The sequence below is a fragment of the Paenibacillus glacialis genome (assembly GCF_001637205.1).
Taxonomy (GTDB): domain Bacteria; phylum Bacillota; class Bacilli; order Paenibacillales; family Paenibacillaceae; genus Paenibacillus_AQ; species Paenibacillus_AQ glacialis.
Map to the genome: position 1 here is coordinate 17,054 of NZ_LVJH01000003.1, position 14,843 is coordinate 31,896.

At 42.1% G+C, this 14,843-nt stretch carries 12 protein-coding genes; 6 read left to right on the plus strand and 6 right to left on the minus strand.

Features of this window, described 5'->3' with window-relative positions:
* Nucleotides 1-156 precede the first annotated feature (156 nt).
* The 4 genes from PGLA_RS28730 to PGLA_RS02950 all read left to right on the plus strand — a co-directional run bounded on the left by PGLA_RS28730 (nucleotide 157) and on the right by PGLA_RS02950 (nucleotide 4,331).
* The gene (locus PGLA_RS28730) at nucleotides 157-303 is read left to right on the plus strand and encodes a hypothetical protein (RefSeq protein ID WP_245699673.1); all 147 of its coding nucleotides are present in this window, start codon (nucleotides 157-159) and stop codon (nucleotides 301-303) included.
* Nucleotides 304-517: 214 nt separating this feature from the next.
* Nucleotides 518-2,002 (plus strand): glutamate synthase subunit beta, encoded by a 1,485-nt coding sequence (locus PGLA_RS02940; RefSeq protein WP_068528454.1) that lies wholly within the window; start codon nucleotides 518-520, stop codon nucleotides 2,000-2,002.
* A gap of 266 nt (nucleotides 2,003-2,268) precedes the next feature.
* Nucleotides 2,269-3,072 carry an HAD-IIA family hydrolase gene (locus PGLA_RS02945; RefSeq protein WP_068528457.1) on the plus strand — a complete coding sequence of 268 codons (804 nt, stop codon included), beginning with the start codon at nucleotides 2,269-2,271 and terminating at the stop codon, nucleotides 3,070-3,072.
* An 80-nt stretch (nucleotides 3,073-3,152) separates the two neighbouring features.
* Nucleotides 3,153-4,331: an acyl-CoA dehydrogenase family protein gene (locus PGLA_RS02950; RefSeq protein ID WP_068528459.1), complete on the plus strand. Its 1,179-nt coding sequence runs from the start codon at nucleotides 3,153-3,155 to the stop codon at nucleotides 4,329-4,331.
* 187 nt (nucleotides 4,332-4,518) lie between these two features.
* On the opposite strand, the gene PGLA_RS02955 is transcribed toward PGLA_RS02950, so the two are convergent.
* From PGLA_RS02955 to PGLA_RS02965, 3 genes are all read right to left on the minus strand, one after another.
* Nucleotides 4,519-5,277 carry an amino acid ABC transporter ATP-binding protein gene (locus PGLA_RS02955; RefSeq protein ID WP_068529335.1) on the minus strand — a complete coding sequence of 253 codons (759 nt, stop codon included), beginning with the start codon at nucleotides 5,275-5,277 and terminating at the stop codon, nucleotides 4,519-4,521.
* 11 nt (nucleotides 5,278-5,288) lie between these two features.
* Nucleotides 5,289-5,939 (minus strand): amino acid ABC transporter permease, encoded by a 651-nt coding sequence (locus tag PGLA_RS02960; RefSeq protein ID WP_068528462.1) that lies wholly within the window; start codon nucleotides 5,937-5,939, stop codon nucleotides 5,289-5,291.
* A 68-nt stretch (nucleotides 5,940-6,007) separates the two neighbouring features.
* The gene (locus PGLA_RS02965) at nucleotides 6,008-6,784 is read right to left on the minus strand and encodes a basic amino acid ABC transporter substrate-binding protein (RefSeq protein WP_068528465.1); all 777 of its coding nucleotides are present in this window, start codon (nucleotides 6,782-6,784) and stop codon (nucleotides 6,008-6,010) included.
* A gap of 261 nt (nucleotides 6,785-7,045) precedes the next feature.
* Here PGLA_RS02965 and PGLA_RS02970 point away from each other — a divergent pair, with 261 nt between their 5' ends.
* On the plus strand, nucleotides 7,046-9,481 hold the full coding sequence (locus PGLA_RS02970) for an Ig-like domain-containing protein (RefSeq protein WP_245699677.1): 2,436 nt from the start codon (nucleotides 7,046-7,048) through the stop codon (nucleotides 9,479-9,481).
* A 126-nt stretch (nucleotides 9,482-9,607) separates the two neighbouring features.
* Here PGLA_RS02970 and PGLA_RS02975 read toward each other — a convergent pair whose 3' ends face one another.
* Genes PGLA_RS02975 through PGLA_RS28475 form a run of 3 tightly spaced genes read right to left on the minus strand, consistent with a single transcriptional unit; the run spans nucleotide 9,608 to nucleotide 12,446 of the window.
* Nucleotides 9,608-11,350 carry a hypothetical protein gene (locus tag PGLA_RS02975; RefSeq protein ID WP_068528467.1) on the minus strand — a complete coding sequence of 581 codons (1,743 nt, stop codon included), beginning with the start codon at nucleotides 11,348-11,350 and terminating at the stop codon, nucleotides 9,608-9,610.
* A 24-nt stretch (nucleotides 11,351-11,374) separates the two neighbouring features.
* The gene (locus PGLA_RS02980; protein WP_068528470.1) at nucleotides 11,375-12,301 is read right to left on the minus strand and encodes a hypothetical protein; all 927 of its coding nucleotides are present in this window, start codon (nucleotides 12,299-12,301) and stop codon (nucleotides 11,375-11,377) included.
* Nucleotides 12,294-12,446 (minus strand): hypothetical protein, encoded by a 153-nt coding sequence (locus PGLA_RS28475; RefSeq protein ID WP_211269490.1) that lies wholly within the window; start codon nucleotides 12,444-12,446, stop codon nucleotides 12,294-12,296. The genes PGLA_RS02980 and PGLA_RS28475 overlap by 8 nt, the downstream gene beginning before the upstream one ends.
* Before the next feature lie 340 nt (nucleotides 12,447-12,786).
* Here PGLA_RS28475 and PGLA_RS02985 point away from each other — a divergent pair, with 340 nt between their 5' ends.
* Nucleotides 12,787-14,589, plus strand: a complete 1,803-nt coding sequence (locus PGLA_RS02985; RefSeq protein WP_068528475.1) for a vWA domain-containing protein — start codon at nucleotides 12,787-12,789, stop codon at nucleotides 14,587-14,589.
* The last annotated feature ends 254 nt before the right edge of the window (nucleotides 14,590-14,843 follow it).

Sequence of the window (14,843 nt, forward strand, 5' to 3'; positions counted from 1 at the left end):
AGTGTGCTCTCCCGAACTCAACCGTAAATATCGTAGCTAAATGAAATGGAGTATAATGTATATGGCGGCTCCAAAGTAACACATTACTTAATCAATTAGGCGGAGGTCTACCAAGCGATTCATATCAAGGTTTTAGGAATTACGGGTTGTGTTTGTTTGGTCGTGCCCGAGTATGATGCCGTCGTCGTCAGAATGTATAACCAACTAGGTAATCCTGATGGATATGATTATTTAAAAGATTTAAGAGAATTCGGGGATATTGCGAATGATTTGTTAAGTAACTATCAGGTTATGGAAGAATAACGAATCTATCAGATCTAATGTTTGTATAAGCAAATTTATGGAGTGATTGAAGCAAAATATCGAATAAACTTTAAAACACTGAGCAGGTGTTTTTTTTGTTATATCTGAGACTTAAAGGTGATCTTCTTCACGCCTTTAGCACGGTGCTTCATGTTAGTATTTAGATCAATTACGAGTTAGCTTCAAATACAAGGGAGTAGGGGGAGTTAAACTTATGGGCAAAACGACCGGTTTTATGGAATATCAACGTGAAATTCCAGAAGAGGTGAATCCTCTCGAACGTATTAAGCATTGGGGAGAGTTTGTGATTCCAATGGATGAGGAAAGGCTTCGGGAACAGGGTGCTAGATGTATGGATTGTGGTACGCCCTTTTGTCATGTGGGTCGATTGTTATCGGGTATGGCTTCGGGATGTCCTGTGAATAATCTCATTCCTGAATGGAACGATCAGATCTACCATGGACAATGGCGAGAAGCGCTAATTCGATTGCATAAGACGAACAATTTCCCGGAATTTACAGGGCGTGTATGTCCTGCTCCGTGTGAAGGATCTTGTACAGTGGGACTTAGTGGATCGCCTGTGACAATTAAGAATATCGAGAAAGCGATTGTGGATCGAGGATTTGCCGAAGGTTGGATTGTACCGGAACCTCCAAAGACACGTACAGATAAAAAAGTGGCGGTTGTTGGTTCGGGTCCAGCAGGTCTTGCATGTGCTGCTCAGTTAAATAAGGTTGGGCATACGGTAACGGTGTATGAGAGAGCTGATCGTATAGGTGGACTTCTCATGTACGGTATTCCGAATATGAAGTTAGACAAGAAAACAGTGCAACGACGTGTCGATCTTCTAACTGAGGAAGGCATTACGTTCGTAACGAATACAGAAATCGGTAAAGATATCACATATTCTGAGTTAAAAGAAATGTTTGATTCAATTGTTCTGTGTGGAGGAGCAACGAAAGCCAGAGATCTGTTCGTTGAAGGTCGAGAGCTTGGTGGCATTCATCAAGCGATGGATTTCCTGACGTTAAATACGAAGAGTTTGCTCGATTCCGGTCTGGCAGATTGGGAATATTTATCTGCTAAGGACAAAGATGTGGTAGTCATCGGCGGAGGGGATACAGGAACGGACTGTGTAGCTACAGCTATACGGCACGGCTGCCGTAGCGTGAATCAATTGGAGATTATGCCACAGTCGCCGTTAAAGCGTCAGCCGAACAACCCGTGGCCTGAATGGCCTAAGATTCTAAAGGTTGATTATGGACAACAGGAAGCTGCTACGCTGTATGCAGAAGATCCACGTCGTTATTTAGTCTCAACACAACGATTCCTTGGTAATGATCAGGGGGAAGTTCAGGAATTACACACCGTAGAAATGAAGTGGGTAATGGATGAGCAGGGACGTTATACTCCCGTTGAAGTTCCGGGAACTGAGAAGGTTATCCCGACTCAAATGGTACTCCTTGCTATGGGCTTTACAGGTCCTGATGTAAGCCTATTGGAGCAGATTGGGGTGGAGCGTGACGAACGTTCCAATGCAAATGCTGAATTCGGTAAGCAGGTCACGAATGTAGAAGGTGTCTTTACAGCAGGTGATATGCGTCGTGGGCAGAGCCTTGTAGTATGGGCAATTAACGAAGGGCGTCAGGCTGCTCGTGAGGTCGATTGTTATCTAATGGGAAGTAGTACTTTACCATGATAGAGTAGGTTATATGTGTATGAATAGTGTAGTAATGGATCAACCGTGAGCAAGGGCGTGTGGCGGTATCATACCAGCATAAGCAAAGGAATAGTAATCTATGGATGGACAAAAGCAGTTGCTACGGAGATTCTCTTCTTTGTAACTGCTTTTTCGATCGCTTGCAGCGGGTGGGAACTCCAAACAAATGTTGACAAATGAATGTGAATATTAGGAAGATGTATAGAAGCTGACAAAGATTAGAATACGAGGTGGAGATAGATACAATGTTAGAGAACATCGATGGGTACGTTATAGATCTAGATGGAACGGTATATAAAGGACAACAGGCTATCGAGGGGGTAATGGATAGCATTGCTTATGTAAAGTCCATCGGTAAACGCGTAGTATTCTTGAGCAACCGTGGCAACATATCGAGACATATGTGCCATGATAAATTGATCGGAATGGGTATTGATGTTCAGGAAGAAGAAATTCTGCTGACTTCCACTGTAACGGCTACCTATTTAAGAAACCATGATGAAGGCGCTCAGGTATGGGTATTGGGTGAACAAGGATTGCGAGATGAGCTAGTCCTTGCTGGGCTTACATTAGCAGAGAAACCTGAGGAAGCCGATTGGCTGGTTATTACGCTACACGAGACCCTTACCTATAAAGAACTCAATGAGGCATTTAGAGCCGTAAGGCATGGTGCACGGATGATCGCTACGAATGCGGATAAGACTTTCCCAGGCGATGAAGGAGATTCCATTGATGTTGCAGGCATGATTGGTGCACTAGAGTCTACGACCGATCAGAAGGTGGAGGTTGTGATCGGTAAACCTTCCATTTTAATGGCAGAAGCGGCACTTGAAGTCATGGGTCTTCCAGCTGAACGTTGTATGATCATTGGTGATAGTCTGGTATCCGATATAGGACTCGGGAAGAATGCCGGTATGAGAACGACACTTGTATTGACTGGATCTGTAAGTAGGGAAGAAGCGGAAGCTAGTGACGTCCAACCTGATTACATTTGGAATTCGCTAAGCGATTTGAAAGATATACTACAATCAGAAGCGTCGCCAAAGTAAGATTAGCTTGTGTCCAAGATGTTCGTATAAATCACTTAAGCGTAGAACCGTAAAGAAATAGTATGAGGAGGGCTAAATCCATGACACAACCATACTCGTCAGATCATTGTATACGTAACGAAAGAGAGGCTGGCATAGCCTTACTCGCGGATCAATTAGCTATAAAGTTCGCAAAACGTGCATCGAAACATGATCGAGAGGGCTCATTTCCCTTTGATAATTTTGCAGACTTACGAGATTCAGGTTATCTGAAACTAACGGTACCGAAGAAATACGGTGGGGAAGAGTTATCTCTATATGAAATGTTACTAGCACAGGAAAGAATTGCGCGTGGAGACGGTTCTACGGCTTTAGCTGTGGGGTGGCATATGGCTCTTATTCTAAATCTACGATATACAAATCGTTGGTCAGAAGAATTGTTCTCACGGTTCAGTCAGGAAGTGGTTAAGGACGGAGCGATCATTAATCATTTCGCCAGCGAACAGGCAACTGGAAGCCCGACTCGTGGTGGCAAACCCCAGACTACAGCGGTTAAAGTAGAGGGTGGTTGGTCCATTAGTGGACGCAAAACGTACAGTACGTTAAGCCCGATTGTTGAACATTTTACGATCTCAGCAGGGATCGAGGGTAATGATGAGGTAGGGGAGTTTCTTGTGCGTAAAGGTCCCGGATTTAGCTTGGAAGAGACTTGGGATACGTTAGGTATGCGCGCTACAGGTAGCCATGACGTTACTCTTGATCATGTATTCGTCCCTGATGAAGAGGTGATCAGCTTGTCCATTATAGCGAAACAACAGCAAGTGACGGATGATGGCGGAGGGTCGCTTATGCATATCCCTGCTTGTTATATCGGCATCGCTTATGCTGCTCGCAATTTCGCAGTAGATTTCGCTAAGAACTATAAACCGAACAGTCTGCCCGGACCTATTGCAGAACTTCCAAGAATTCAGCAACAGATCGGAGAGATGGAAGCTGATCTGATTACAGCACGTACGCTCCTCTATTCCGTAGCTGACCGTTGGGATCGTGATCCCGCTGGCAGAGTCGCGCTGAAGCCGGATCTTGGTCTTGCTAAATACATTGCAACGAATCATGCCATCCGTATCGTAGATAAAGCCATGCGAATCGTTGGAGCGTCGAGTCTTTCGCGTAACCTACCCTTGGAGAGAATGTACCGTGATGTACGTGCTGGGCTTCATAACCCTCCAATGGACGATGTGGTCCTTCAGATCTTGGCTAAACGTGCGATTCAAGAATAGCCCAACCTTATTCTTCTTAAATACAACGGATACCTTCCTTAATAAGGGGAGGTAAAGCCGTTACTCCTTACAATATAAGCAAGCGTGATACTCTACTCCTTATTCCTCCAAAGGGAGGGGTATCCGTCTCTTCTTGAAATATAAGAAAGTATAAGTTTCACTTGATACTCTATTCCTTATATTTCCGCTAAAACGGGTGCCTTCCTTGTAGAAGGAAGGCGTAGCCGTTTCTACTTGATAAAAAGGATTTCGTTCGTTCGTGGATCGGACGTTCGAATATCTCCTCTGGTGTACCCTCTTCGACGATAATTCCTTGTTCCATGAACAAGACACGATCTCCCACCTCCCGTGCGAAATCCATCTCATGTGTGACGATGACCATAGTCATTCCTTCTTTAGCTAAATCCTTCATTACGGCGAGCACTTCTCCGACCATTTCTGGATCGAGCGCGGAGGTAGGTTCGTCGAATAACATGATCTTGGGCTCCATAGCAAGTGCTCGTGCAATGGCGACCCGTTGGGCCTGACCACCAGATAGAGAATCGGGGTATACGTCTGCTTTTTCTGATAGACCTACTTTGGCAAGCAGTTCTACGGCTTTACTTCGTGCTTTCTCTACAGGCCATTTACGTACTTGAATAGGTGCGATTGTAATGTTATCAATGACTTTCATATGAGGAAAAAGGTTGAATTGCTGAAACACCAAGCCTACCTCGGCACGAATATTTGAGATTTTGATGTTTGGATCCATTAAAGACTGACCTTCGATCAGAATAGTACCACCTTGCGGTTGTTCCAATAAGTTCAAGCAACGAAGAAACGTTGATTTACCTGATCCGGAGGGTCCGATAATAACGACAACTTCTTGGTTGTACACTTTCAGATTAATCTGCTTAAGAACGGTCTGAGAACCGAATGATTTATTTAAATCGATTACTTCTATCATAGGATCCATAGTTAGGCTAACTTCCTTTCTAACACATTTAGAAGCTTACTTAGTGAATAGGTAAGGATGAAATAGATGAGAGATGCGAAGAGGTAGGGCTCCCATATTCGGGAATATTGGCCGCTCATGCCATTACTCCAATACATAATCTCTGGGGCAGCGATAATGGCTACTAATGAGGAGTCTTTGACCAGAACGATAAATTCATTACCAAAGGCGGGAATCATACGTTTGATTGCTTGCGGTAAGATGATGAATTGCATGGCTTGTCTATGCGACATGCCAAGGGAATAGGCTGCTTCCAACTGACCTGCACTCATGGACTGAATGCCCGCTCTAAATATTTCTGCCGTATAGGCTGCTGAGTTAAGGGAAAGCGCGATAATGGCCGCAGTGATAGGGTCCGTTCGTCCTAGAACCAACGGAATCAGACCGAAGTGAACCATTAATATTTGAACATACAATGGCGTACCACGGAAGAAATTAATGTATGCACTCATGGGCCAGCGTACGATCATCTTGGAGGACATTTTTCCAAAACCAATGACTAACCCAAGGATAGATCCAAGGATGATGGACAGAAGGGAGATGCCAATCGTAAGCATTGCCCCTTTTAGGATAAGTGGTAGGTAATCAATAATAATATCCAGTCTGAAATCCATAAGACGCATCCTTTCTTCTGAGGTAAGCATGCGTAAGCGATGAGCGTTACGCACGCTTATCGTTGGATTTATTGTAATTTTAATAAATTAGTTGTATCAGGCGCCTCACCGAACCACTTCTTATAAATTTCCGCATATTTTCCGTTCTCGATTACTTTTTTAATAGCAGGATCCACTTTGGCTTTAAGATCACTACCTTTAGGGAAAATGATGCCATAATATTCAGAGTCAAAGTTCGTTGGATCTAAGATGCCTACTAACTTATTATTTGGATTATTTTTAATGTACTCTCGGATAATGGCTATGTCGGCTACTACGGCATCTGCACCACCTTTGGATAGATCCAATAGTGCGAGTGTATTGCTATCAAATCTTTTTAAATCTGAATTTGTAGCTCCCATAATGCCAGACATCAGAGTATCGGCTGTTGTAGCACCTTGCACGGCAACCTTCAAGCCCTTAAGGTCAAGTGCGTTCTTAACAGGGCTGTCCTCTCGTACCATAATCATATTAGTAGATTCAAAGTATGGCGCTGAGAAGTCATATGTTTCTTTACGCTCGTCTGTAATTGATACGCTAGAGATGCCTCCTTTATACTCCTTGCCTTGTTTTACACTCTCAAGCATCGTATCCCATCCGATATTTTTAATATCATACTTAATGCCTGCCTCTTTCATTACTTCGCTTAAGAAATCAATATCGAAGCCGGTAATCTCCTCCTTATCCATGTACTCCATCGGAGCATATGTAGCATCTGTTGCAAACTTAATGCCATCATTCGAGCTACACCCCACAATACCCAACAACATCAATGTAACAATTGACAATGTATACCATTTTTTCATTTTACAATCCCCCCAATGATAGAATTTATTATGGAAGAGTATTATTTATTACGTATTATGTATTTAAATATTATGTAGGCTGGATAAACGACTTCATCCTAAAATGAAGATAATGGAATTTAGTAGAGGGGAATAGGATCGTAGTATCAAAATTATTAAAGACAATCATGTAAATGCTCGAAAACCTAATGTTTTTGTCTTCATTTACCGATATTTGAAGTAACTATACTAATTTAAAATTAGAACTGGAGGGAATTAACATTGTTTATTAGATTCAAAAAGTCTTTCATTATGACATTAATCCTAATTGTGAGTTTGGCTAGTGCGGGGACGTCTTGGGCAGCTGAGACGACAGTAGTATTGGAGAAACTTATTCTTTCTAAGAATGAAATATCTGTTGAGAATGGGTCACAAGCTACAATGACTGTAACCGCTCTACACAGTGACGGTACGAAGAAAGATGTAACGGAATTAACGAAATGGACGAATCCAGATGACACTGTTGCAACGATATATAACGGTAAGATAACAGCTAAAAAAGAAGGTACTGTTACTGTAATTGCAAATTACGGGAATAAGAATGAAGAACTCAAAATTATTGTCACCAAACAAGTGAAGAACTTAACGACTAAGACCGAAAATGGAAGTCTTGACCTTCGGAAGGGTGGTTCTGTAGATGTTATCTTAACAGCACATTATACTGATAATTCCACCCCTGAGAACGTTACGGTTAAAGCAGCTTGGTCCTCTAGTAATGAGAAAGTTGCGACTGTATTAAATGGTAAAGTTACGGCCCTTAGCGCCGGAACAGCTACGATTACAGCCAATTACGGCAAACAGGTCGTTACTGTGGAAGTGAATGTGGAAATTGTGTCACGACTTGATCTAGATGTGAATCAATTGTCTTTATTGTTAAAAGAATCAAAAGCCGTAACATTAACAGCTACGTATCCCGATGGGAACGCGACTGATATACCGAAAGATGTAACCAATGATGCCGTGTGGACAACGAGTAACAAGAAGGTTGCAGATGTACTTAAAGGTACGATTACTGCTTACGGCGCCGGAACAGCAACAATAACAGCTAGTTATGGAACAGAGAAAATAACCCTTGAGGTTGATGTTGATACGACTCGTAAATTGGTAGTTAGCAAACAAGAGGTATATTTAAGCCTTCTGGATACAGATAAAGGTAAATCAACGGAAGTTCTCAAACTAGAAGCTATATATCCAGATAAAAAGGATCCCGTTAATGTTACGGAGCTTGCGACATGGACTTCTAGTAATACAGCAGTCGCTTATGTTAACAAAGGAACAATCTCTGCTGAAGGTTCTGGATCAGCAACGATTACTGCGAAATATGGGGACAAGAGTGTAACGGTTAAAGTTGATGTTGATGTTGCACGCCACCTTGACCTCGTAGAAAAGGTAGGAATGAATGTGGGCAAGGATCAGCAATTGGAGCTTAATGCTTCTTACGCTGATATAGTTGGTAAAATAAATGTGGCTGACAAGGCTGTATGGAGTTCGAGCGACGAGGCTATCGTCTTTGTATCGAAGGGTAAGATTTCCGCTTATAAAATGGGTGAAGCTATCGTTAGTGCTACTTATGGTGGAATTACAGTGAAGACGAAGGTTAGTGTAGATGTTCCTATCTCAATATCTTTGAATGCCAAAACGGCTGATATCAAAGTAGACAGTTCATATACAGCTATTCTTAATGCGGTGTATGACATTACAGATGCTACGAAAAATGTTAATCTGACAAGCAAAGCAGAATGGAGCACGAGTGATGAGAAAGTTGCTGAAGTAAATAGCGACGGAGTAATCACAGGAGTTGCTAAGGGAACAGCTACGATTACTGCATTGTATAATAAGACGAAATACACGATGAAAGTAAGCGTTGGATTGGTAAGCGTGCTTGAGGCAGATTCTCAACTTATTGTGCTGAGCTCTGTAGCTGATGCGGACGGAAAGATAGGAAAGAGTAAGGATATCGTACTTAAGGCTAAAAGTTCATCTGGTGGTAACGAGGTCATCTTGGCAGAAGATGTGACTTGGAAGTCAAGTAATCCATCCGTTGCGGGTGTGACAGACGGTAAAGTAACAGGGTATACGAAGGGTAAAGCGACAATTACTGCTGAATATGGTGGTCAAAAAGTGACTGTCTCGGTAGAAGTGGACTTGATCCAGAGCCTAGAAGCTACACATCAGCATGTTGAATTGAAAACTGGATCTAAGGGACCGAAAGAGCAGCAGGTTAAAGTTACGGCTACATTCAGTGACGGAACAGCCATCGATGTCACGAATTCGGCGGAATGGAAAACGTCCAGTTATAAAATAGCGACTGTGAATAAAGGGAATGTATCTGCTGTAGCATATGGTAAAACAAAAATTACCGTTAAATATGCAGGTAAAACGCTAAGTATTCCTGTAGAAGTAGATATGTTGAAGTATTTACAGACGGATGAAGTTAGTCTGAAATTGAAAGTTAAGGAAGAGGTTCAGATTACTGCAACAGCGACATACGTTGACGGAAGCGAAGATAACGTATCAAAAGCAGCGTTATGGACTTCATCGAAGATCCTAGCAGCTACCGTAAAAGATGGTAAGATCAAAGCTACCGGAAAAGGGAAAGCAACGATCACCATTAGTTATGGCGGTAAGAAAACGAAGGTAATGGTTGTTGTAGAATAGTTCTAGTAACGTATCAAGTGAAACTTTTACTTTCTTATATTTTAAAACAAGAGTGGGCATCTGTTAATTACAGATGCCCACTCTTGTTTTGTGTTTCTTCACAGGATGATATCTGAGTGTCGGTCGTCACTCTATATTCTCTACTTCGAATACCGGTATGGACGTCAACTGATCCTGAATGTAGGTGTCTTCGTACCCTCTGAGCTTGCCAGTCAAGGTAACGTTGCCCTCATAGAAGTTGAAGGTGCCTGTGAGTTTCACGTAGCTGGTTCCCATCACGGCAAAGGCCTCATTGTATCCTGGTTGAATGATGGTCGTAATGAACCTCACCTTTTCATCAGGGTGCGAGAGGAGGTCTTCCACAGCAATATCAATGAAATCTCGTTGTACGCCAACAAATTGATAGCTATCTCCAGTACGTTCGTACATGGCTACTTGCCCTGCACCTTCTGCGGTGTCGGGATTGGTCATCATCAGAATGCCGCTTGAATCTACTTGGAATCCATCTGCATTCAGTTGGAACAGGGTGATCATAGCATTCGATTGTACTTCGACGGCTGTATAAAGAGCACTTCGTGTTGTAGAATCACCTTTAATAAGGATCACTGGGTGCTCCTTGGTACTAAGTGAATTCTCAATGGAAAGTTCCTGAATTGATCCACCTTGTTGAAAGTCCGTATTTGTCAGCACTTGTACATTGTTCTCGCTGTCTATTGTTCCGAAATAAATGACATTCTGAGCATCCGTCGCAACCACGTATACTAATGCCCCGTAACGTTTATTTCCACTACTTACATGATTGAATACACGTGTGGGGTCACCATTTTGCAGGATACGGATCGGATCATGAATGTTCCATGCGAGCTTGGCTTCCTTCACTTCGAGGCTCGTATCCTTGTATTCTTTAATTCCGTCGTATATGGCAAAAGCTTTCTCGAACTCGGCCTTAGAGACATTTCTCTTAGCAGTCTTCATCCAGGTACTTATTTGTTTCTCAATGTAAGTCTTAACAGATGACTTGAAAGATACCGTACGGACAAAGTCCATGTAGCTCTTAGCATGAGTCGCGAATATAGAATAACTATCTTTCTCAGCGTCATTCTCTAAGAATGTTCTCACGAGTGTTTCGGCCTGATCCGTAATCCACTTCGCTTGAACATTGTTGTCCTTATACAGTTTGAACATCGCTGCGGATTGATCTAAAAGAGCTTGAAACTCACCATTTGCAGCCATTCGGGCCATTTTGCGGTTATCATAGGTAGTGAATTTCACATAGAGTTCAGATCTCTTCTGTTTCCCATCTCCAAAGAATATATCGGGTATGATTAATAAGTTCCATTTGAAAGACTCATCAGCATATTGGTTGTTATCTAGATTATGCTCCATTTGCTCTATAAAGAGCGTTTTAAATTGTTTGAAATAGCGTGTGAAGTCCTCAGAAATTTCATATTTAGCAGATAACTGGCGATAATAGGGTTCATAAGGACTCTTTCCCGTCATATAAATACTTCGAACGTCTTGTAAGCTACGATACACCGTCATGAGTTGTTTAAAATCCTGATCAGAGTAAGCATTCTCAGCTTGGTCATCAATCTCACGAAGTTGTGTATTGATCTTAGTGATCGGTGCCAACTCCTGTAATCGGGAAGAAATCTGCTCTTCCTTATAGTGAATTGAATGGTTGCGCTGAGCTTTGTCATACCAGGATTCCGCTTCAATTAAGTCTTTAAGAGCATACAGGCGATCGGCCTCGGTTACCGTAGAAATCTTCTGTTGGATGTTATAACCTTTCATACCAATGAGAATCAACATGGCTGCACAACAACATATTAAAATATTTCGCAGGGTTATCATTCTTATTATCGTCATAGTCTTATAGCCTCTTTAACTTTCTTATTGAAAATCGGAATCCCATTCATATTGCTCACGACGAATGATAGCCACTTCTTCCGCTAAATTGCCCCAATAGGCATCTGGATGCTGTTGAATCATTCTATATAATCGCAAGAAGCGGTCTTTGGGAATGTTGCGTGCATAACGTCGGATGAACTCTGGGTAAGCCTCCACATACTTCTTCAATCGAATAGCTGCGGCGGCCACACTCGACAGAATTTCAATTCCATGCTCCATTTCTAGTATATGAGCTTCATAGGCCAGAATATAACGGATTGAGCTGTTCTTGATGAGTTCACGCTGAACCTTAGCAACTTCACCGATGTAGGCTGCTAGATCCGTATCGAAGCTGTCAATAAGCAGAGGTTCTATTGCTAAATCCATATCTTTACGCAGTACAAAAGATTGAAGAAGTACCACCTGTTGTAGACGGATTTTGTCATTCTGAACAAGTGTGGCGATCTCTCGCAGCATTTCATATGTAAGGAGCTCGTCGTCCTTCAATGCAGCTACGGCAAGTTTTCGATTGCGCTTGATGTCTTCGATGATTCGTGGCTGTTCTTGTTCGAATAGAGTCTCCATTTCTAAGGGAACTTCAAAAGGGAGCATTTTTCTTTGAACGAACCACAGTAATGCGATAAGTAAGATGGCAGCTGCGGCGCTAAGAATCATTTGTAGGAAGGTCTGACCGAAATAAATTGCAACTAAGCCAATGAATAATGCAATTAGTCGTTCATTTAGCATCGTGCGTTTAACTTTAGAGGTTACACGTTGACGAACAGGAACAAGTGTAGACTTACCACATTGGCTACATTCATCTTCCCAAAGTACAGTGAATTGCTGGCAATGACGGCATACCCTCAACTTTTCATAGGCATAACGCGTCTTATTATAGGGTTTAAAAGTAACAGCTCTTTTTTTAGTCATGGCGTTCACTCTTTGGATTGATTAGGGATAACAGTGTAAGATCAAGGTCATCGGAAGAAGGGGTGTACTTACGGTGTTTCATATAAACAGCCGATTTGACAGCAACAAAAAGAATCAAAATTCCTAAACAAACGTATGTAATCATATCAGATTCCTTTCTTGGTTGAATAAGAGGCATTTTTCATTGATACATTGAAGTTTTAAAGGTTTAATTATATCATAATGTCATACTAATGGTAGAATTTAGCTTATGTACATAGATTGAACCAAAGACGAAACCCCAATTCATGATCTACTTTTGAAATGATTGAATTGGTGAGTGCAAACTTTAGTTCAATCTATGTAGGGACATCATCCATTAGCGTATTGGATATTATTTTAATATATCTTAAGGATTTACTAAGAGGATCTTAAGACTTTTCACCTAGAGTGGAATAGATGAGCCTTCACATTCGTAATTCATCTCATAATAAAGGGGTACAACTATGCTTCGAAGAAACCAACTCACACTCCGTATACTGGTGGTTATATCATTATTGTTACTTCCATGTTCTTACGTATTCAGCATACAGGAAGTCGCAGCTGCACAACAGTCTTCACAGATTGATGCCATGTTAGTCGTGGATGCAAGTAATTCCATGAAGAAAAGCGATCCTAATAAGATCGGTAACGAAGCGATGAAAATGTTCATTGATATGTTATCTGTCAAAGGAGACAAGGTCGGAATCATCTCGTATACGGACCAGATCCAGCGAGAGAAAGCACTGCTTGAGATTCAATCAGCTGCGGATAAGGAAGATTTGAAGAAGTTCATTGATCAGCTAGATCGGGGACCATATACCGATAGCGCTGTAGGGATAAGGGAAGCTGTAAAGGTATTGGAACAGGGATCTGATCCCACGCACGAACCGATGATCGTGTTGTTAGCTGATGGAAATAATGATCTGAATGAGGCGACGGGTCGAACAGAAAAGGAATCAGCACAAGAGCTAGATCAAGCCATCGCGGATGCGAATAAAAAAGGTATTCCGGTATATACCATTGGACTGAATGCGGACGGGAAATTAAATAAAGATGCATTAGCCGAGATTTCTCAGAAAACGGGTGGTAAAGCATTCTCGACAAATACAGCCGATGATCTGCCACAAATATTAAGTGAAATATTCGCGAGTCATCTGAAACTTAAGATTGTACCTATCCAGTCTATGACTGGGAATGGAAGCTTCCAAGAGGTTACGATTAATGTACCTAACGCAAATGTGCTGGAAGCCAACATCTCTATCATGTCAGCTCAGCCAGTAGAGGTCAAATTAACGGACCCATCAGGCGCAAGCAAGTCCATTCCTGCAAAAGATATTCTTTACTCCAAATCTAAAAGCTACTCTTTACTAAAGCTGATAACCCCAACCAAGGGGGACTGGAAGCTTCAAGTGAAAGGTGTAGCCAAGGATAAGATCGATATTAATCTAGTGTTTAACTATGATATAGAACTTACGATGGATCCTCTTCCAAGTAGTACGTATAAGAAGGGTGACAAGATCGATATTGTCTCTTATTTAACAAGTAATGGACAAAAGTTACAAAATAGTACACTTTATCAGAACATGAATGCTAAGCTAGTTGTGAAAGATTTGGATAGTGGCGATACGAAAGAAGTACCACTCTCTAATCCAGGTGATCGCTTCACAGGTACCTATAAGGTCGCTGATAAACATGATTATGAGCTCACAGTTATAGCAGAGGATAGCAGTCTTTATCGGGAGACTGATGTCGTGAAGATTAGTGCCAAGCCCGGTGGAGCCAGTGCAAATCCAACGCCAAGTAAGCCAACAACACCCGTAACGGATGAGAAGAAGGAGTCCTTCCCTGTTCTACTGGTAGTGGGTGGTGTGATCGCATTTGCTGCGGTCCTTGCAGCAGCATACTTCATTTTATCGGCATATAAAAAGGCTAATAAAGGCTTCGTCGGACAGATGGTCATTGAAATTCGAGATGAGAATACGGGCGAGAAGACGTATCCACAATATAAGAAGTTGAATGGATTTAAAGGCAAGATCACCCTTCATCAGCTATTACAACTGGCACCTGAACTGAAGGAAACGGAGAAGATCCTCTTCGTACCGAGTAAGAATGACCGAATCATGATAAAGAATGGGTCAACGGTGAATATCGAGAAGTCAGGGCGCGTCATTGATGCTAGCAACGGATTCGAAATAAAAGGCGAAGATCGTATCACGCTTTCCTTACAAAGTGTAGATAAGACGATCATGTTAGAGTACCTAGTGTGAATATAGGCTAAAACTGTTTAATAGAGCTACGAACAGTAGGCTTGCGCATGACCGCTACGATAGCGGATTGTCCTTCCGATCGCTGTTGCCCTCCGATTTCCTGATTATATACCGCCTACAGCGGTAGAAATCAGAGGGCAAAGGCGAACGCTATCGCTTCTTCACGACAATTCCGCCATCTTCGCTGCTTCTGCGCGATCCAGTGTTTTCTGCAAGTATTAAAAGGTTTTGAGCCTAGATATAGTAAGTTTTTA

What these genes read in the sequence shown, in the direction of transcription:
- PGLA_RS28475 (WP_211269490.1), bottom strand. Translation starts at nt 12,446, where the DNA reads ATGATTACATACGTTTGTTTAGGAATTTTGATTCTTTTTGTTGCTGTC.
- PGLA_RS02965 (WP_068528465.1), bottom strand. Translation starts at nt 6,784, where the DNA reads ATGAAAAAATGGTATACATTGTCAATTGTTACATTGATGTTGTTGGGT.
- PGLA_RS02940 (WP_068528454.1), top strand. Translation starts at nt 518, where the DNA reads ATGGGCAAAACGACCGGTTTTATGGAATATCAACGTGAAATTCCAGAA.
- PGLA_RS02980 (WP_068528470.1), bottom strand. Translation starts at nt 12,301, where the DNA reads ATGACTAAAAAAAGAGCTGTTACTTTTAAACCCTATAATAAGACGCGT.
- PGLA_RS02945 (WP_068528457.1), top strand. Translation starts at nt 2,269, where the DNA reads ATGTTAGAGAACATCGATGGGTACGTTATAGATCTAGATGGAACGGTA.
- PGLA_RS02950 (WP_068528459.1), top strand. Translation starts at nt 3,153, where the DNA reads ATGACACAACCATACTCGTCAGATCATTGTATACGTAACGAAAGAGAG.
- PGLA_RS02975 (WP_068528467.1), bottom strand. Translation starts at nt 11,350, where the DNA reads ATGACGATAATAAGAATGATAACCCTGCGAAATATTTTAATATGTTGT.
- PGLA_RS02960 (WP_068528462.1), bottom strand. Translation starts at nt 5,939, where the DNA reads ATGGATTTCAGACTGGATATTATTATTGATTACCTACCACTTATCCTA.
- PGLA_RS02985 (WP_068528475.1), top strand. Translation starts at nt 12,787, where the DNA reads ATGCTTCGAAGAAACCAACTCACACTCCGTATACTGGTGGTTATATCA.
- PGLA_RS02955 (WP_068529335.1), bottom strand. Translation starts at nt 5,277, where the DNA reads ATGATAGAAGTAATCGATTTAAATAAATCATTCGGTTCTCAGACCGTT.